Origin of the sequence: Stutzerimonas stutzeri (assembly GCF_000952685.1) — a bacterium.
Taxonomy (GTDB): domain Bacteria; phylum Pseudomonadota; class Gammaproteobacteria; order Pseudomonadales; family Pseudomonadaceae; genus Stutzerimonas; species Stutzerimonas stutzeri_E.
The window spans coordinates 67118-85052 of the sequence record NZ_JYHV01000021.1 but is presented as its reverse complement, the minus strand read 5'-3'; the positions used below and the strand labels follow the sequence as shown (position 1 = coordinate 85052).

General features: G+C 60.0%; 16 protein-coding genes. 9 read left to right on the top strand and 7 right to left on the bottom strand.

The features are described 5' to 3' along the window. Positions 1–95: 95 nt before the first annotated feature. Positions 96–1169, bottom strand: a complete 1074-nt coding sequence (locus UF78_RS13060) for a DUF748 domain-containing protein (protein WP_045162643.1) — start codon at positions 1167–1169, stop codon at positions 96–98. Between the two features lie 143 nt (positions 1170–1312). Here UF78_RS13060 and cysK point away from each other — a divergent pair, with 143 nt between their 5' ends. Further along, positions 1313–2287, top strand: a complete 975-nt coding sequence (cysK, locus tag UF78_RS13055) for a cysteine synthase A (protein ID WP_045162642.1) — start codon at positions 1313–1315, stop codon at positions 2285–2287. A 326-nt stretch (positions 2288–2613) separates the two neighbouring features. Then, positions 2614–3489 (top strand): DMT family transporter, encoded by an 876-nt coding sequence (locus tag UF78_RS13050; protein WP_045162641.1) that lies wholly within the window; start codon positions 2614–2616, stop codon positions 3487–3489. Here UF78_RS13050 and UF78_RS13045 read toward each other — a convergent pair. Further along, complete coding sequence (locus tag UF78_RS13045; RefSeq protein ID WP_230623643.1) at positions 3416–4402, bottom strand: DMT family transporter; 987 nt, start codon at positions 4400–4402, stop codon at positions 3416–3418. The genes UF78_RS13050 and UF78_RS13045 overlap by 74 nt on opposite strands. 155 nt (positions 4403–4557) lie before the next feature. Here UF78_RS13045 and aceK point away from each other — a divergent pair, with 155 nt between their 5' ends. Then, a complete protein-coding gene (gene aceK, locus UF78_RS13040; protein WP_045162640.1) occupies positions 4558–6282 on the top strand; it encodes a bifunctional isocitrate dehydrogenase kinase/phosphatase in 1725 nt (574 codons plus the stop codon). 178 nt (positions 6283–6460) lie between these two features. Further along, complete coding sequence (locus UF78_RS23235; protein ID WP_275589394.1) at positions 6461–6586, top strand: PA1414 family protein; 126 nt, start codon at positions 6461–6463, stop codon at positions 6584–6586. A gap of 24 nt (positions 6587–6610) precedes the next feature. On the opposite strand, the gene UF78_RS13035 is transcribed toward UF78_RS23235, so the two are convergent. Then, complete coding sequence (locus tag UF78_RS13035) at positions 6611–7282, bottom strand: glutathione S-transferase (RefSeq protein ID WP_045162639.1); 672 nt, start codon at positions 7280–7282, stop codon at positions 6611–6613. Positions 7283–7379: 97 nt separating this feature from the next. On the opposite strand from UF78_RS13035, the gene UF78_RS13030 reads away from it, so the two are divergent. Further along, positions 7380–7973, top strand: a complete 594-nt coding sequence (locus tag UF78_RS13030; protein WP_045162638.1) for a tRNA-uridine aminocarboxypropyltransferase — start codon at positions 7380–7382, stop codon at positions 7971–7973. Positions 7974–7988: 15 nt separating this feature from the next. On the opposite strand, the gene UF78_RS13025 is transcribed toward UF78_RS13030, so the two are convergent. Both UF78_RS13025 and UF78_RS13020 read right to left on the bottom strand, forming a co-directional pair. After that, positions 7989–8390 carry a YbaN family protein gene (locus tag UF78_RS13025; protein WP_045162637.1) on the bottom strand — a complete coding sequence of 134 codons (402 nt, stop codon included), beginning with the start codon at positions 8388–8390 and terminating at the stop codon, positions 7989–7991. A gap of 14 nt (positions 8391–8404) precedes the next feature. Further along, positions 8405–8992, bottom strand: a complete 588-nt coding sequence (locus UF78_RS13020) for a YecA family protein (protein ID WP_045162636.1) — start codon at positions 8990–8992, stop codon at positions 8405–8407. A gap of 247 nt (positions 8993–9239) precedes the next feature. On the opposite strand from UF78_RS13020, the gene recQ reads away from it, so the two are divergent. The 3 genes from recQ to UF78_RS13005 all read left to right on the top strand — a co-directional run bounded on the left by recQ (position 9240) and on the right by UF78_RS13005 (position 14204). Then, a complete protein-coding gene (recQ, locus tag UF78_RS13015; RefSeq protein WP_045162635.1) occupies positions 9240–11363 on the top strand; it encodes a DNA helicase RecQ in 2124 nt (707 codons plus the stop codon). Between the two features lie 178 nt (positions 11364–11541). Further along, positions 11542–11979, top strand: a complete 438-nt coding sequence (locus tag UF78_RS13010; protein WP_045162634.1) for a MarR family transcriptional regulator — start codon at positions 11542–11544, stop codon at positions 11977–11979. A 275-nt stretch (positions 11980–12254) separates the two neighbouring features. Then, a complete protein-coding gene (locus UF78_RS13005; RefSeq protein WP_155397644.1) occupies positions 12255–14204 on the top strand; it encodes a FimV/HubP family polar landmark protein in 1950 nt (649 codons plus the stop codon). Between the two features lie 33 nt (positions 14205–14237). On the opposite strand, the gene UF78_RS13000 is transcribed toward UF78_RS13005, so the two are convergent. Beyond that, positions 14238–16418: a patatin-like phospholipase family protein gene (locus UF78_RS13000; protein WP_045162632.1), complete on the bottom strand. Its 2181-nt coding sequence runs from the start codon at positions 16416–16418 to the stop codon at positions 14238–14240. 70 nt (positions 16419–16488) lie between these two features. Here UF78_RS13000 and UF78_RS12995 point away from each other — a divergent pair, with 70 nt between their 5' ends. Further along, complete coding sequence (locus tag UF78_RS12995) at positions 16489–16770, top strand: SelT/SelW/SelH family protein (protein ID WP_045162631.1); 282 nt, start codon at positions 16489–16491, stop codon at positions 16768–16770. A 1-nt stretch (position 16771) separates the two neighbouring features. Here UF78_RS12995 and UF78_RS12990 read toward each other — a convergent pair whose 3' ends face one another. Then, positions 16772–17842, bottom strand: coding sequence for a LacI family DNA-binding transcriptional regulator (locus UF78_RS12990; protein ID WP_230623641.1), 1071 nt, complete (start codon positions 17840–17842; stop codon positions 16772–16774). Between the last annotated feature and the right edge of the window lie 93 nt (positions 17843–17935).

Genomic DNA, 17935 nt, shown 5'->3' with positions numbered 1-17935 from the left:
AGTCAGAGATCGACTATAAGGGATGGGCCCTTTAGTGTGAACGCGAGCGAATCATTCAGTCACTGAATGGGCGCAGGCCGCTCAACCGTGCTCCGCTATTTGTCGTCTTCACTCAGTGAACGCTCGAAACGGGCCGAAAATGCTTCGACGAAAGCGTTCTGCAAGATGGCGATGAAGGCCTGAAACGGGCTGACCTCGGTGTTCTTGGTGCTGCCGGATAGCTCAACACGCGTAGCGAACTGATCTTTGCTCTGGTTCTGCAGGACTTCTTCGCCGCCACCGACCACGGCTTCCCAGATCCCACGGAAGAAGCCTTTGTCTTCGTTCTCGACGTCCTGCTCGAAGTTGAACACTTCGACTTGGTGCAGCAAGGGCTTGATGTAGCCAGACAGTTGACTGTCGTTGGCCTCTACTTCCATGATCAAGTCACCGGTGCCGCCGGCGAAATCGAATTTGCCGTAGGCATTGCTGAAGTCGTTCAGCTTGGTCAGCTCCACCCCGGTCAAGCGCAGGTTCACTTCAAAATCTTCCCAGTTGGTGTAGGGGTCGAAGCTCGCGGTGGCTTCCATAGGGGCATGGTTCAGAAACTTGGCGTTGCCTTCGAACGTCGCCACGCGGCCTTGCCCATCCGCCGTGTTGGTCAGGTTGTAGAGACTGGCGTTAATCGCGTTGGCGTAGATATGCACTGGCGGATCGGATTCGAAGTTGCGGAACGATAGCTGACCGTCGATGACACGCAGCTCGTTCAAGGTAAACGGCACCAGCTCCTCAAGCCTTTCGCGCCAGTCGACCCCTTCGCCGGTCTGCGAATCGCCGGCGTCCTTGCCGTCGACGAAATTCAGTTCTGGCTGTTCCAGCCGGACCTCACCTACCAGGGCGCGATGCTTCCAGAGTGCTCGCCAGCTCACCCCGATATCGATTGTCGGAGCGGTGAACAGAGGGGCTTGAACCTTCTCGTTCTTCTTCTCGATCAGCACCCCGTCAATCTGATATGCACCACGCCACCAGGCCAGATCGACGTCGTCGACATGGCCGCGATACTCGCCCATGTCCGCCAGCTTGTCGTTCAGGTAGTTGCGCACCAAGTGGGGCAGGGCAAGGTGGATGATCAGCAGTAGCAATGCCAATGACAGAAGTATCCACAGCGGGAGTCGGTAACGTCTTTTCATGGAGTGGTCTGGCCGAAGGTGTGGTCATCGAACTGCCTTTACTTGAAGGTGGACCGTTGCTCGTATCGGTGAGTTCGGCTGGACGAGTCATGAGACTGGGCTTAGGCTGATCAGTCTGATTTTCCACTCGCAGGGACACTGTCATGAGCCGCATCTTCGCTGACAATGCGCAGGCCATCGGGAATACCCCGTTGGTGATGATCAATCGGTTGGGCCCGAAGGGCGTCAGCATCATGGCCAAAATCGAGGGCCGCAATCCGGCCCATTCGGTAAAGTGCCGGATCGGCGCGGCGATGATCTGGGATGCCGAGAAAAGCGGACTGCTCAAACCAGGCATGACGATCATCGAGCCGACTTCCGGCAATACCGGCATCGGTCTGGCGTTCGTCGCCGCGGCACGTGGCTACAAGTTGGTATTGACCATGCCGGCTTCGATGAGCCTGGAGCGGCGCAAAGTACTCAAGGCGCTTGGCGCGGAGCTGGTGCTCACCGATCCGGCGAAAGGCATGAAGGGCGCCATCGAGAAGGCGACTGAAATCGCCGCATCGGACCGTGACCAGTATTACTTGCCGAAGCAGTTCGAGAACCCATCCAACCCGGGGATCCATGAGAAAACCACCGGGCCGGAAATCTGGAACGACACCGAAGGCAACATCGACGTACTGGTTTCGGGGGTTGGGACTGGCGGCACCATCACCGGGGTTTCGCGTTACATCAAGGGCACCAAGGGCAAGAAGATTCTCAGTGTGGCGGTCGAGCCCGCCAGCTCTCCGGTAATCAGCCAGACGCTCGCGGGAGATGAGGTCAAACCGAGCCCGCATAAGATCCAGGGCATCGGTGCCGGCTTCGTGCCGAAGAATCTCGATCTGTCCATTGTCGATCAAGTCGAGCTGGTCAGTGATGAAGAATCCAAGGCCATGGCGCTGCGCTTGATGCGCGAAGAAGGCATCCTCTGTGGCATCTCTTGCGGCGCCGCCATGGCTGCGGCGGTGCGCATGGCCCAGCGGCCTGAAATGCAGGGCAAGAACATTGTGGTGATTCTTCCCGATTCCGGCGAGCGCTACCTGTCCACCATGTTGTTTGCCGACCTGTTCGGTGAGCAGGAACTGCAGCAGTAACACCCGTTGCGCCGATCTGGCTTGGCAGAACCGGCGCAGCACCGCTATAGTCTGAAACCTGCTTCTCCAATGCTTCGAGATCGGTATGAACCGCACATGCTTCTGCAACGTCGCTGACCACGAACGCCCATACGCGGGTGGTTTCGCAGCTCTTGCACGCATGCCGATCACATCTCCCCGCCATCCTGCGAGCCCACCACCGGGCTTGTTCCTGGCTCCGCCACCGCCACCCGCGGTGGCTTGAGTCACGCCGGTTCGCCGGCACTTCCGTCACTGCATTTGCCATTCGTTGGCGCAGTTTCGTATGCCTGATCAAAGGTGGCAGGATGATTTCTTTCTCACGCAACAACCTGGTCGCGTATGCGACTACGGGCCTTTTCGTGCTGCTCTGGAGCAGTGGGGCAATCGTGTCGAAATGGGGATTGGCGTACGCGTCGCCGTTCGCCTTCCTGTTGGTTCGTTTCGTTATCGCGCTGGTGGCGTTGGTGGGGGTGGTGAGGCTGGCCTCGCTATCGCTGCCTGACGGATGGAAGGCGCGTCGGTATGCCTTGACCACCGGTCTGGTGCTGCTGGGCAGTTATCAGATCTTCTATCTGCTGGCACTGGATCTGCAGATGACGCCGGGGGTCATGGCGACTCTGCTAGGCGTGCAGCCGATCCTGACGGCCGTGTTGCTGGAGCGCAAACGGCTAAGACCGCTGCGGCTGTTCGGATTGCTGCTTGGTCTGAGTGGACTGGTGCTGGTGGTGTATCAGAGCCTTGGCGTGGGAGGGCTGTCCGTGGCGGGCGTGGCCTGTGCTTTGCTGGCACTGTCGAGCATCACGCTGGGCTCGATGATGCAGAAACGAGCCAAAGGTGATCCGCTACGTGCCATGCCCTTGCAGTATCTCGCCGGGCTTTTGCTTTGTTCGCTGTTCGTGCCATTCCAGCCCATGAACATAACCTTCGAACCGGGCTTCTGGCTGTCGGTGTCATGGATGGCGTTGGTAATCTCGGTGGCCGCGACCTTATTGTTGTATCGACTGATCGCCAAGGGAGATCTGGTCAACGTGACCAGCCTGTTCTATCTGGTGCCGGCGGTGACGGCGGTAATGGACTACCTGGTATTCGGCAACCGGTTGGCGATGCTCAGTCTGGTCGGCATGTTGCTGATCGTGCTTGGTCTCGTTCTGGTATTTCGGCCAGCGCCGGACCGTCGTTAACTTCGTTGGACGCAGGTGTCGCCGCGGTCGTGGCCGGCGCCTGCTTGAGTACGAGCCAGAGCGCCACGGCAATCAGCGCACCGCCATAGGCATAGGCCCAGTCCAGCGGTTCATCAAGAAACAGGGCGCCCCAGAGCACACCGAAGGGTGGAATGATGAAGGTGACCGTCAGGGTACGAACCGGGCCGATGTCTGCAAGCAGGCGAAAATACAGAATATAGGCGAATGCGGTACAGACGATGCCGAGCCCGGCAAGGCTGAGCCAGACGGTGCTGTCACCCCAGGAAACCGGGGGCGCTGTCAGCAGTGACAGGACGAACAGTGGCAGCAGACAGAGTGCCGCTCCCGCTTGGCTGCCGAAGGCAACCAATTCGCTACTCAACCCGCCGTGCTGGTTGATCCAGCGACGAGTCAGGAAACCACCGAATCCATAACAGGCGGTCGCGCCCAGGCATGCGAGCGCGCCGATCAACAGCTGTGCGTCGAATGCCACGGGGCCGGTACGTGTCAGCAGCGCCACGCCGCTCAGGCCGAATAGCACTCCGACCAGTTTCGCTGCCGTCAGCGCTTCGGCGAAAAATAGAGCACCAATGATTACGCCCATCATTGGTGTGGTTGCGTTGAAAATCGCGGAATAGCCGGTTGGCAGAAATTGCGCTGCCAGGGCATAGAGCGCGAACGGGACGCCGGAATTGATCATTCCGAGAATCAGACACAGTTTCAGCTTGCCGCGAAAATCCCAGCGGATCCGCATCATCATCAGAATCGCCAACAGGCCTAGGCAGGCAAATAGTACCCGGAAGAACGCAGTGGGAAATGTCCCGAGTTCCGGCGCGATGATTCGCATGAACAGGAAGCTGGCGCCCCAGATGGCAGCGAGACCGAGCAGGCGCAGTAGGTCTGAAGGACGCATGGGAAACTCCGACGACGGGACACCGAAGTGTTGGCGAGGTCTGCCTGTCTGGCAACCCGAATCACGCTTTCAAACCGGCTTGCGACCCGCTGCGGTCCTTTCATTGCGATCGGTGGCTGGATAAGCTCGGGCTTCCATCGCTGGAGACGATCGCCATGCTGTCAAAATCGCCGGACGCTGAAATCGCGCGGCAGATCCTGCTGGGCTTCGATAACTACCGTGAACATTTCCGGCTGATCACTGAAGGTGCTCGGTCCCGGTTCGAACAAGCACAGTGGCAAGATGCTCAGCATGCCTCGGCGGCACGCATCAACTTGTACGAACAGAAGGTCGGCGAAACGGCAGCGGACCTGCGAGCGTTATTCGAGCCAGAGGTACTGCTGGATGTACAGCAGTGGCCGCAGATCAAGAGCGCCTATATCGATCAGATCAATCCCCGCTTTGACGATGAATTGTCCGAGACTTGGTACAACTCGATCTTCTGTACGTTGTTCAGCCATGACTGCATCAGCGACGGCACCATGTTCATCCATACCACTCGGCCCTCCAATCGTGCCCACGAGCGAAAGGCCCAGACGCGTCGGTATCAGCCCGGCGGTGACCTTTACGGCATGCTCGCGCAGATCCTTAGGGACTTTGCCTTCTCCGTACCCTACGCGGATCTGAACGGTGACCTGCGGCGGCTCGAGGCGCAGCTGCAGGTGTCCTTGCCAGACTGGGTATGCAAGGACCCTGAGCTGTCGGTTGAGCTTTTCTGTTCGGTGCTCTACCGCAACAAGGGCGCCTATCTGGTTGGACGGATCTTCACACGCGACGAACAATGGCCGCTGGCGATACCGCTACTTCACCACGAAGGCGCGGGAATCGTCGCCGATGCGTTGATCACCGACGAAGCGGAAGTCTCGATCATCTTTTCGTTCACGCGCTCGTATTTCATGGTCGAGGTGCCGATACCCGCGGAGTTCATCGGATTTCTCAAGCGCATCATGCCGGGCAAGCACATCGCCGAGCTGTACACCTCCATTGGGTTCTACAAGCACGGCAAGTCGGAGTTCTATCGCGCGTTGATCAATCACCTGGCAACCACTGATGACTGCTTCATCATGGCGCCGGGTGTGCGCGGTATGGTCATGAGCGTGTTTACGCTGCCGGGCTTCAACACGGTCTTCAAGATCATCAAGGACCGCTTCTCTCCGACCAAGAACGTCAACCGGGCGACCGTCATCGAGAAGTACCGGCTGGTTAAAAGTGTCGACCGGGTAGGGCGCATGGCCGATACGCAGGAATTCGCCGATTTCCGCTTCCCTAAGTCCAAGTTCGATCCCGACTGCCTGGCAGAACTGCTTGAGGTTGCGCCGTCAACGGTCGAGGTACAGGGCGATACGGTGCTGGTGCGCCACTGCTGGACCGAGCGGCGGATGACGCCATTGAACATCTACGTGGAGAGCGCCAGCGAACAGCAGGTACAGGAAGCGCTGGAGGACTACGGACTGGCGATCAAGCAACTCGCCGCCGCCAATATCTTTCCCGGCGACATGCTATTGAAGAACTTCGGTGTGACCCGTCATGGCCGGGTAGTGTTCTATGACTACGACGAGATCTGCTTCCTCACCGAGGTGAACTTCCGCTACATCCCCGAGGCTCGTTATCCGGAAGACGAAATGTCGTCCGAACCCTGGTATTCGGTCGGTCCGAACGATGTGTTTCCAGAGGAGTTCCCGCGCTTTCTGTTTGCCGATATCAAGCAGCGTCGCCTCTTTGCCAAGCTCCACGGCGAGCTGTACGACGCCAACTATTGGAAGGGCCTGCAGCAAGCGATAAGCGATGGCAAAGTGATCGATGTCTTTCCGTACAGGCGCAGGCTGGAGGCTGCCCAGTGAGTGGTATGTGGTGAACGCTCGCGGTCAAGGCGGGTCGCAATTTATAGAGCCAAACCACATAGGCTCGGAGGCTGACAATCAGCAACATTTGTTGCAGGCAACGGCGCTTTTCTTGGGTTATGCTGATTACGAAGCCCATGGCTCCACCAAGACCCGTTACCAAGCAGGAGGGTTCATCATGAAAGCATGGCTCAGTAGTGTGTGCTGGAATCTGGCAGTGGCGCTTGGCTTCATCGAACCGCCGCGGCTGCAACCGATACCGGTCCGCGCGCAACGAGGCGAGTCAGCAGCCAAGAGGCGCTGACCCGTACAGCCGGGGGGTTGAATTTCAGCGCCCGGGCATCACCGGACCACCCCGTTCTATGGCTCGTTGATAAGCGGGGCGGTCACGTATCCTTTGCAAGAACGCACTCAGCCTCGGGCGACTGGCATCCAGGCCCGCTCTCGCTTGGGCGGCTTCTAACGGGAAGCTCATCTGAATGTCGGCAGCGCTGAATTCGTCCCCGGCGAACCATTGGCTTTTCTCTAGTTCCTTCTCCATGTAATCCAGATGGAGCTTTAGCTGTGGGCCGATAAATGCCTTGTTCGCGCCTTTGGCGATTGCCCGCGCCACCGGCCGAATGAAAAAGGGCATTGGCCCGTTGCCAATGCGATCGAATACCAGTTTGAGCAGCAACGGCGGCATCGCTGAACCTTCGGCGTAGTGCATCCAATAGCGAAAGCGAAGGTATTCGGATGAGCCTATGGGCGGGGTCAGTCGGCCGTCGCCGTAGCGGTCGACAAGATACTCAATGATGGCGGCGGACTCGGCCAGAGTCAGGTCGCCGTCGGTAATGACGGGCGACTTGCCGAGCGGATGCACCTTCTTCAGTTCAGGTGGAGCAAGCATTGTCTGCGGGTCTCGAGCGTAGCGCTTGATCTCATAAGGGAGTTGCAGTTCTTCCAGCAGCCAGAGCACGCGTTGCGAGCGGGAATTGTCCAGGTGGTGCAGGGTGAGCATCGGTGCAGCCTCTTTACAATCGGTGACCGCGACTAGCTTAGTCCACCGTTACGTTTCTGCCGGTTGTGGCAGACTTCGCCTCCATTCAGGAGAAGCCATGTCCCGTCCACAATGCACGCGTTGCCAGCGCCCGTTGAGTCATTGCCTCTGTGCTTTGATCCCCTCTGTTGCCAGCACCACTGCTGTGCTGATCCTTCAGCACCCTAGCGAAACGAGACACGCCCTGAACACGGCGCGCTTGGCAGCGCTGGGTCTGACCAATGCCGAGCTCCGAGCGGGCGAAGTATTCGAGGATCTCCCAGACGATGGCCTCGAAAGCTACCTGTTGTTTCCCGGCGAGCAGGCCGTGTCGCTTGTGGATTTGGCACAGAAGGGTGGGCCGCTGCGATTGATCGTGCCGGACGGCACCTGGCGCAAGGCCCGCAAGCTGCTGCACCTCAATCCGCGTATTGCCGACCTGCCGCGTGTTGCACTACCAGAGGGCCTGATGTCCCGCTATCGACTGCGCAAGGCCCCGATGCCCGGTGCGTTGTCCACCCTCGAAGCGATTGTGGCTGTGTTGAATACGCTTGAGGACACCGATAGGTTCGATGTGTTGCTGGGACCGTTCGAAACGATGATCGAGCGGCAGATCGCGGCGATGGGCACAGAGGTGTTCCAGCGCAATCACGCAAGCCTCCAGCACCGGTGAGCACGCATCCGTGGCTTAGCGCGGCGGACGGGTTTTCAGGCGGAGGATGTACAGCGTCACCAGTGTCGCGCTGGTCAGCATTCCGATTCGTGCCCAGAACATCGGCACTAACCAGCAGGACACGCTGATGCTCAGCCACATCGTTACGATCGAATAGATTTTTGCCTTCAGCGGGATGCCTTTGCCTTCCAGATAATCCCGGAACCAGGGACCCAGCCTCGGGTGCATCACCAGCCAGTTGTAGAAGCGCTGTGAACTGCGGACGAAGCAGGCGGCGGCAAGAAGAAGAAAGGGCGTAGTCGGCAGGACCGGCAGAAAGATGCCGATGACGCCGAGCGCAACGCTCAACCAGCCGATACCCAGTAGCGTATAACGCACTACCGGGTTGCGATACGTCGGGATATCGCGGTGCGCCAAGAGGTTACCCGGGTTTAATGTTTGCGCGGTTTAAGAAGCGCCGGTTTCTCTTCGGGGGCATGGCAGATCAGGTACAGCGCGGTGAGGATTTCAGGGATCTGCGCGACCATTTCCCCGACCAGATCCTGATCCTCGGCGATGTCGCTGAACTCGGGTTGCTCATCGAACAGCCCGGAGCCGACCATGATCGGCAGGAGCAGCTCGCTGACTTCCTCCTCGGAATCTTCGAACCACACCGACTCGCGCATGAACACGCCTTCCATGAAGCCGATGCACCAACCGCGCAGATCGGATTCGTCCGGTTCGTCGCCCATGTCGAGCTCGCAAGGCAGTTCCATATCTTCGTCACTGGCCAGCTGCCGGGCGATATGCGCCTTAAGCTGAGTCAGTGTCGCCTCGATGGCTTCGCGCTCGGTGTCGTCGGCGTACTTCGGCGGCTCGGCGAACAGCGCATCGATCCACTCGCGTTCGGGCACCTGCTCCGAGCAAATGCACAGCGCGGTCAGGTAGCCGTGCGCGGCGATGTAATCCAGTGCTTCTTCATGCAGGTCATCTGCATCCAGAAACACTTGCAAGCGGGCGAGTTGCTCGGCGAATGACATCAAAGACTACCTTGGGATGAGAACAGCGGTGATTCTAGACGAGCTGCGGGTCTCCCGCTACCGCGCGCTATCAGGCGGTAGTGGCTGGGCCAGCTTTCGCGCGCCGTCGTCCTTCGACAGATAGAAAAATACCGATGGAGTTCCGCTGCAATAGAACTCACCGTCCGGCTATCGCGTCATCGTGGTGTTCAGCCTGAACCCCGCGCCCGTGTCGCGTATACTCGCGCGTCTTGTTTCGGAGACCGGCATGCTCGATCAGGCACAGCGCATTCTCAAAGATGTTTTCGGCTACGACGCCTTTCGTGGCAACCAGGGTGCGATCATCGAGCGCGTGGCCGGCGGCGATGACGCACTGGTGTTGATGCCGACCGGTGGCGGCAAATCGCTTTGTTATCAGGTGCCGGCATTGCTCCGTGACGGCCTGGCAGTAGTGGTATCGCCGCTGATTGCGCTGATGGACGATCAGGTGGCCACGCTCGAGGAGCTGGGTGTTGCTGCGGCAGCGCTCAATTCGACCCTGACGGCTGAGCAACAGCGAGACATCGCCGATCGCCTGCGCCGCAACGAAATCAAAATGCTCTATCTCGCGCCCGAGCGGTTGGTTCAACCGCGCATGCTGGCGTTCTTGCAACGTTTGGAAATCGGTCTGTTTGCCATCGACGAGGCCCATTGCGTCTCGCAGTGGGGCCATGATTTCCGTCCCGAGTATCTTCAGCTGGGACAGCTCGCAGAGTTTTTCCCCAGCGTCCCGCGAATCGCGTTGACTGCCACGGCGGACAAGCGCACCCGAGAGGAAATCGTCCAGCGATTGCATCTGGAGAATGCCGAGCGTTTTCTTTCCAGCTTCGATCGTCCGAACATCTTTTATCGCATCGTGCCCAAGGAACAGCCTCGCAAGCAGTTGATGGCCTTCCTGGCGGAGCGTCGCGGCGATGCTGGCATCATCTACTGCATGTCGCGCAAGAAGGTCGATGACATTGCCGCCTTCCTCACCGAGCAGGGTTTTCCTGCGCTGCCTTACCACGCCGGGTTGCCGAACGATCTGCGGGCTTTCCATCAGAAGCGCTTCCTCAACGAGGAAGGCCTGATCATGGTGGCAACCATCGCCTTCGGAATGGGGATCGACAAGCCCAACGTGCGTTTCGTCGCTCATCTTGATCTGCCCAAATCGCTGGAGGCGTATTACCAGGAAACCGGCCGTGCGGGTCGCGATGGCCTGCCTGCTGATGCCTGGATGGCGTATGGCCTGCAGGATGTGATTTTCCTCAAGCAGATGCTCAACAATTCAGAGGGCGATGATCGGCACAAGCGCATCGAGCAGCACAAGCTCGACGCCATGCTCTCGCTGTGCGAGGAAACCCGCTGCCGTCGCCAGGTTCTGCTGGCTTATTTCGACGAGCAGATGCCCGAACCTTGCGGTCATTGCGACAACTGTGTCGATGGCGTACAGACCTGGGATGCCACCGAACCGGCGCGGCAAGCGCTGTCGGCGATCTACCGCAGCGGACAACGCTACGGCGTCGGGCATCTGGTCGATATCCTGCTCGGCCGCGACAACGAGAAGATTCGTAGTTTCGGCCATCAACAACTGTCGGTGTTCGGCGTTGGCAAGGCGCTATCGGAAGGGGAGTGGCGTTCGCTGTTCCGTCAGTTGGTCGCGCGGGGGCTGGCGGATGTCGACCTGGAAGGTTTTGGTGGGTTGCGACTCAGCGACAGCTGCCGTCCGTTATTGCGTGGCGAAGTCACCCTCGAACTGCGCCGCGAGCTGGCTGCCAAGGCGCCGAAGACCTCCGTCAGCGCGGCGAGTCAATTGGTTCGCAGCGAGGAACGCGAGACCTGGGAGGCGTTGCGCACGCTGCGCCGCAAGCTCGCCGAAGAACATGGCGTACCGCCTTACGTAATTTTCCCGGATGCGACCTTGCTGGAAATGCTCCGCAGCCAACCGAGCTCGCTTAGCGACATGGCGCGCATCAGTGGCGTGGGTGCGCGCAAGCTTGAGCGCTATGGCCAAGCGTTTCTGGAAGTCCTGCAGGGTACGGCGAAGGCGGTCAGGTCCCCTGCGGATGTGCGTCATGAGCTCATCACCCTGTCGCGTGCCGGTATGACGCCAGCGCAGATAGCCCGACAGCTCGATTGCAGCGAGAAGAATGTGTACGCCATGCTCGCCGAAGCGATCGGCCAGCAACAGCTCAGCTTGGAGCAGGCGCTGGATCTACCCGAGGAATTGCTGGGCGAGATCCAGGAGGCGTTCCTCGATGGCGAAGGCGAGCTTCCTCCCGTTGCGTCAATTGCCGAGCACTTCGTCGGACGTGTTCCAGAAGCGGTACTGTTTTGCGTGCGGGCGTCATTGCAGGCCGAATTCGAACTCTGATCGCCATACCTGGCATATAGTCCGGCGTGGCTAGCCGGCGCCTCGCTTGTTGCCTATTGCGCTCGGGCTGAGGCTTGTCCTGCAACTCACGGTTACGTTCCAGAGTAGAGGGCCGCTTGCCAGCATTTTAGAGCTGTGGTTAGCTCACTAATAATTAGTTTTGCAGGAACGCCGCTCCATGTACCCAGACCAACACCGCTTCGCCATGCAATTGGCGCAACTTTCGCGTGGCTGGCGCGCCGAGTTGGATCGCCGGCTGGCCGATCTAGGCTTGTCGCAGGCCCGGTGGCTGGTTCTCCTGCATCTGGCCCGGTTCGATCACGATCCAACCCAGCGCGAGCTAGCGCAAAGCGTGGCGGTCGAAGGTCCGACGCTGGCCAGATTGCTGGACAGCCTTGAAGCTCAGGGGTTGGTGCATCGCCAGCCGGCGCCGGGGGATCGCCGTGCCAAGCTCATTACTCTTGGCGTGCCGGCGCGCCCGTTGATTCAGAAGATCGAAGCGATCTCCACCCAGGTTCGGCAGGAGCTCTTCGAAGGCATCGACGAGGAAGACCTGCGCAACTGCCAACAGGTGCATGAGCGCATTCTGGCCAACCTGGTCAAGGCCAAACGTTAAAGCCGGCGTGGGCTAATCACTACCGAGATCGCTGCCCTTGTCGTCGTCGATTGGCGCGTCGTTCTTCCTCATTCGACTGTTCGCAAACCAGGCGGCGACCGCCGTTCATCCTTTGCTCGTAGGCTGGTTTGCATGGTAGTGGCACAATGCCATAGCGCGTTCGCCGACGAAATGCATCCATCTTTTTCTGTATCTGTCGATAACCGCGTCACAGTTCAGTAATCGAACAGTGGGTCGGCGTCCATGCACGCCGCTGGTCGGCTGTGGAGGTTGTTATGGCACTAAGTCGTCGAGTCTTGTTAATGGTAGCCTCGGGCTCGCTGATCTATTCCGGCCTGGTGTCTGCCTTGGGCATGGGCGATATCACACTCCGCTCCGCGTTGAATCAGCCGCTGAGCGCTGAAATCGAGTTGCTGGATGTGGCCGATCTGTCGGCCGATGACATCCGTGTTGCCCTAGCTTCTAGTAATGACTTCGCCCGTGTCGGTGTCGAGCGCCTGGCATTCCTGCAGGATCTGAGCTTCACCCCCGTGATTGACGGTACCCGCAGCCGGATCCGCGTGGCTTCCAACAAGTCGGTTAATGAGCCTTACCTGAACTTCCTGGTCGAGATCACCCGGGCGAAGAGCCGGATGTTGCGCGAGTACACGGTTCTGCTTGATCCGCTGCCGACCACGCCGGCTCCCGATAACGAGGTGGTCAGCGTCCCGCAAGCGGTGGCTTCGCCAGTGCGCGCCGAACCAGCTCACTTTTCAGAGCCCGCCGAATTGCCGCAAGCGTCGCTGGGCAAGCGCCATCGGGTTGCGAGTGGCGAAAGTCTCTGGACGATTGCAAACGCTTATGTCGCTGACGGCGCGCAGGGTTCCCAGTCGCAGTTCATGCGCGATATCCAGGCACTTAATCCGAATGCCTTTCCCGATGGTGATCCGGGGCGCCTAAAAGCCGGTGCGAACCTGCTGTTGCCAGATTCGGCGGAGAGAGCTGCCACTACGCTTGCCGAACCTGTCAGTGCACAGCCGATGGCTGAATCCATGGCCCAGAATCATCCGGTAGCCAGTTCTGAGCCTGCCGATGCCTCGGCACTGGACGATCAAATCACGGCTCTGCGCCGTCAGCTGTTCGAAGAGCTGGCGGCCAGTCGAGAGGAGAACCAGCAGCTCAGGCAGACGTTGGCCGACTTGCAGATGGAGCTCGAGGCTGTCACCGGGCAATTAGTCGAGCAGCAGCGACCACAGACGACCGCTTCGCCTCAGCTTGAACAATCGATTGCGCCAGTGGATACGCCTGAGCAACCTGTCGCTGAGCCGTCAGCTGCACAAATGGCCATTGCCGAGCCGGCATTCGGGTGGCAGGACTGGACATTGGCTGGCGGAGGCGTGCTGGTAGCGCTGCTGCTGGGTGGGCTGTGGTTCGGGCGCCGCCACAAACGACACGTCGAATTCCCGGTAGCTGTTCCCGTATCGGTTGTACCGCCGACACCTACGGCGCCTGTCGCGCCGACGGTGGCGCTGGAGATGCCTCGCCAGCCCGCGCACGCCTCCGTCAGCGAAACGGACGTGCTCGAGGCGGCGGAGATCTACCTGTCCTACGGTCGCCGCGACGAGGCGCTCGAAGTGCTGCAGCGCGGTATCGAGCGAGCACCCGAGCAGCTCGATATTCGCTTGCGCCACCTCGGGCTTCTCGTGGAGTCTGGTGATATCGACCGTTGCCGCGCCGCTGCCAATGCTTACCTGCAAGCGGGTGGTAGCCAGGCGCAGCTGGACCCGCTGCTGACCGTGTGTCCCGCCTTGGCTGCGACGTTTGCATCCGCTAATCATGAGTCATCGCTGGATCCAGACGTCACGTTCGTACTGAACGAGTTTTCTCCGTCGCCGTTGGTAGGCCTGGCGCCCATGGTCGCCGAGCCACGCCTGGCTGAGAGTCGCGAGCAGATTGCCTCTGAAGATTCACAGCCCTGGCTGGATGGCATTGACGAAAGTGCATTGACGCTCGGCGACCTGCCCAGTCTGTTCGATAATTCCTGTAGCTTCGCGTCGATTTCGGCGACCGAAGAACTGCGCCAGCTGGAGGCAAACCCGGAGCATCTGGTTCGCCTCAATCAGGCTGCCGCCTACATCAAGCAGGGCGACATGGAGAGCGCCTGCGTCATTCTGGAAAGCCTCGCGATCGAAGGCGACGAGAAGCAGCGGCAGCAAGTCAACGAGTTGCTTGCACAGATCGCCTGATCGAGGTTCCGGTATGAGCGCTGGGCGAGGCCATCAAAAGCTGCGCCCAAGATTCATGTACAGCGCGCGCTCGGATTCATCGTTCAGGCCGTAGCTGAAGTTCAGCGGTCCCAGGGGCGTTTCGTAGCCGATAAAGATGCTGCCGGCGTTGATATAGCCACTATCGAACGCGTTGTCGTTGTTCCAGGCGCGACCGCGTTCAAGCGATGCCCCCAAGTACAGCGGGAAATCCAGTGGCAAGAACGAGCGCGGCGTCATCCTGCGGAAATAGATCATGCGGGCCAGGCTGATGTTCTGACCGGAGAGGGCATCCTGGCGAAAGCCCGACAGCTGCCGTGCGCCACCGAGCAAGAAGCTCGATGTGACGATCTCGGCGTCGTCCAGGGTGCGTCCATAGCGGCCACCGAAGACCAGCGTATGCAGGCCGAAACTGACGGCCTTATCCAGGCGAAACTCCCATTGGCGATAGCGCTGATCCGAGCCGAGACTTGGATCGTACTGGCGCAGGGTCAGCCCGATATCTTCGCCCTCGCGCGGAAAATCGACGTTGTCCACCGTGTCGAACGAATACTGCAGCTGGTAATAACCTTCCTCGAAGTTGAAATCCGGTAGCTGCTGGTCGCCGACGCGAATGTCTGCCTCGCCCCAAGCCTGACCTACACCGAAGCGGATTTCGCCATTGTTGGCAATCTGTCGCCCCAGGTTCAGCCCATAGCCGTATCGCTGCAGGCGGTATTCGGCAATGGGGTCGTTATCGATGATCGCCTCGATGTTCTGTGTCTCGGCGAACAGGTTGGGTGCAACGAACCAGCGCGAACCGGCATCCAACGGCTGATAAAACTCGCTGAACAGCTCCTGGCGATCGCCCAGCTGCAGGCGTGTCAGCCACTCGGCGCCCAACTCGTTGATGCCGTTCTTGCGATAGCTGGCGCCGATGTTGAATGCGCTGTCGCCGCGAAAATCATCCGAGAGGTTGATGCCCAGGCGCAGGTAGTCGGTGCCGGAGCGCTTTTCACGGGTGGTGATGACCAGCGTATTGCCCGGATTGCCATGCACCACGCGGTATTCGACCTGCTCGAAATAGTCCAGTCCGTACAGCGTGCCCATGTCATTCTGCAGATCCTGGAGATCCAGGGGCTTGCCCACTTGCTGGCGGATGTGCCGGCGGATGACCGCGTTGCCCACTTTCGAATCGTTCTCGATGCGCACCGCGGTGATCAGTGGTGTACGAGGCTCGGCTGAGCGGGCGAGGCTCAGCGCAGGGTTGCCACCGGTTTCGCTGCGCATGGCGGTCAGACGGGCGTCCAGCGCGGTGGCCGCACGATACCCTGCGTCGATAAGCGCTTCCGTGCGGCCGAAATCGGTCGAACCGAACCCCGCCAGCATCGGTTGTACCAGCAGGTCTTCCTGACGCAAGGTCGCCAGCTGAGCCTCGGAGTTACGTCGGGTCATCATGGTGATCGATTGATTGAGTACATCGACGACCGTAAGCAGCTGCTCGCGGGGCTGCAGTGGCGTGCCGATGTCCACCACGATCAGCCGATCCACGCCCATGTCGCGGGCGACATCCATGGGAATGTTGTCGACCATACCGCCGTCGACGAGCAGACGGCCTTCGATTTCGACCGGGGCGAACACCGCAGGGATCGACATGCTGGCGCGAATGGCTTGGGGCAGATGGCCGCTGCGGAAGATGACTTTCTTGTCGTTGGCGATATCGGTTGCCACAGCGCGAAAGGGTATTGGCAAGCGATCGAAATCACGGGTGTCGCTGGTGTGCACGAGCAGGCGTTCGAGCAGTAGGGCAAGGTTCTGTCCTTGGATGACACCCAAAGGCAGCCCTAGGCTGCCATCGTCGCGGAAGCTGAGTTTGCGCTTGACCAGGAAATCGCGGTCGTCCTGTTTGCGTCGAAAAGGTACATCCTGCCGCGGCGGATCATCCGACAGTACCTGTTGCCAGTCGAGATCGAGTGCCAGCGTTTCCAACTCCTCGACGCTATAGCCTGCGGCGTAGAGCCCACCGATCACCGCACCCATGCTGGTACCGGCAATCGCATCGATTCGCACGCCGTGCTCCTCCAATGCCTTCAGGACGCCGATATGTGCCAGTCCTCTTGCAGCACCTCCGGACAGCACCAAACCAGTGCGGGGCTGGGAATCGGCGAATCCTGTCAGCGGCATCAGGAGGATCAGCAGAACGAGTAGGCGGGACATGGCAACACCGGCGGGAGGATTGCGAAATGGCGGCTATTATAGGCGTCCGTCAGCCCACGAGCGTCCTGTCATGGCCGATAGCAAACCGGAAATCGTCATTACCTACTGCACCCAGTGTCAGTGGCTGCTGCGTGCGGCCTGGCTGGCTCAGGAACTGTTGTCCACTTTCGCCGAGGACTTGGGCAAGGTCTCGTTGGTGCCGGCCAGTGGCGGTACATTCCATATTGCCTGTGACGGCGTGCAGATATGGGAGCGCAAGCGCGACGGCGGCTTCCCGGAAGCCAAGGAGCTGAAACAGCGCGTGCGCGACCAGATCGATCCGCAACGGGACCTCGGGCATAACGACAGATAGATCAGACAGTAGGGGTGTTCCGGCCGGCAGCTGGCGGTGCTGTGCTTTCACGGGCAAGGATCTGGTAGTCGACGATCGAAACTTCCCGCGGCTTCGGCATGCCCGCACGTTGCGCGGCCGCGCTGGCCAGCAGCATTTCTCCGGCGCGCCAGCCGATTCGGTACGGGTCGACGGACACAGTGGTGATCGTCGGCGTGCAATGGCGTGATACCTCGAAGTCGCCAAAACCGGCGATGGCGATATCGTCCGGTACGCTCAGGCCTTGACGATGGCAATGCATGATCGCGCCAAAGGCCGAGAGATCGCTGACGCACATCACCGCGTCCGTGTCGGGCCATTGCTCCAGCAGGCGGCTTATGGCTTCGCCGCCGTGGCTCATGGTGATCGGCGACTGGCCATGTTCGACCACCCGGGAATCCAGATTCAGCTCACTGAGCGCCCGCAGATAGCCTTCACGACGCTGCAGGCCGCGATGATCCAGGGCTGACGCTCCGCCGATGAAGCCGATGCGTTGATAGCCGCAACCGTGCAGGTAGCGAACCAGAGCCGATGCGGCTTCAGCATTGGAAAAGCCCACGGACTGTTCTATCGGCTCGTCAGGCACGTCCCAGGTTTCCACCACTGGCACTTTTGACTGCAACAGCAGTTTGCGCGTGACGTCCAGGTGGGCACTGCCGGTCAGCATCACGCCTAGCGGCCGGTGCCGCAGCAATGTCCGCACCAGTAACGCTTCCTGCTCGGGGTGATAATCGGTGTCGCCCAGCAGCAGACGCAGGCCCTGCCCCTGAATGCAATCATTCAGGCCGCGCACCGTGTCGGCGAAGTTCGAACTGTTCAGCGAGGGCACCAGCGCGACGATGAATTCGGAGCGTCCGCTCGAGAGGGTGCCGGCCGAAGCGTCGGGCAAGTAGCCAAGGCGCTCGATGGCTTCCTGAACGCGCTTTCGCGTCTTCTCGCTGACGCTCCGCCCAGCCAGCACTCGCGAAACCGTCATCTTGGAGACGCCGGCGAGCCTGGCGACATCCGCCATGCGCGGGGGCGATACGTCTGGCGCGAGGATGTTGTCCGTCATCGGTACGGGTTCCGGCAGTCACTGGTGGCATCGGAGTATACCTGCGGCCCGTTGTCGGTCTGGTCGTTCACCGCGCTTTACAAGGCGAATGTT

Coding starts and splice junctions, on each gene's coding strand:
- UF78_RS13060 (WP_045162643.1), bottom strand. CDS start 1,169: ATGAAAAGACGTTACCGACTCCCGCTGTGGATACTTCTGTCATTGGCA.
- cysK (WP_045162642.1), top strand. CDS start 1,313: ATGAGCCGCATCTTCGCTGACAATGCGCAGGCCATCGGGAATACCCCG.
- UF78_RS13050 (WP_045162641.1), top strand. CDS start 2,614: ATGATTTCTTTCTCACGCAACAACCTGGTCGCGTATGCGACTACGGGC.
- UF78_RS13045 (WP_230623643.1), bottom strand. CDS start 4,402: ATGCGTCCTTCAGACCTACTGCGCCTGCTCGGTCTCGCTGCCATCTGG.
- aceK (WP_045162640.1), top strand. CDS start 4,558: ATGCTGTCAAAATCGCCGGACGCTGAAATCGCGCGGCAGATCCTGCTG.
- UF78_RS23235 (WP_275589394.1), top strand. CDS start 6,461: ATGAAAGCATGGCTCAGTAGTGTGTGCTGGAATCTGGCAGTGGCGCTT.
- UF78_RS13035 (WP_045162639.1), bottom strand. CDS start 7,282: ATGCTCACCCTGCACCACCTGGACAATTCCCGCTCGCAACGCGTGCTC.
- UF78_RS13030 (WP_045162638.1), top strand. CDS start 7,380: ATGTCCCGTCCACAATGCACGCGTTGCCAGCGCCCGTTGAGTCATTGC.
- UF78_RS13020 (WP_045162636.1), bottom strand. CDS start 8,992: ATGTCATTCGCCGAGCAACTCGCCCGCTTGCAAGTGTTTCTGGATGCA.
- recQ (WP_045162635.1), top strand. CDS start 9,240: ATGCTCGATCAGGCACAGCGCATTCTCAAAGATGTTTTCGGCTACGAC.
- UF78_RS13010 (WP_045162634.1), top strand. CDS start 11,542: ATGTACCCAGACCAACACCGCTTCGCCATGCAATTGGCGCAACTTTCG.
- UF78_RS13005 (WP_155397644.1), top strand. CDS start 12,255: ATGGCACTAAGTCGTCGAGTCTTGTTAATGGTAGCCTCGGGCTCGCTG.
- UF78_RS13000 (WP_045162632.1), bottom strand. CDS start 16,418: ATGTCCCGCCTACTCGTTCTGCTGATCCTCCTGATGCCGCTGACAGGA.
- UF78_RS12995 (WP_045162631.1), top strand. CDS start 16,489: ATGGCCGATAGCAAACCGGAAATCGTCATTACCTACTGCACCCAGTGT.
- UF78_RS12990 (WP_230623641.1), bottom strand. CDS start 17,842: ATGACGGACAACATCCTCGCGCCAGACGTATCGCCCCCGCGCATGGCG.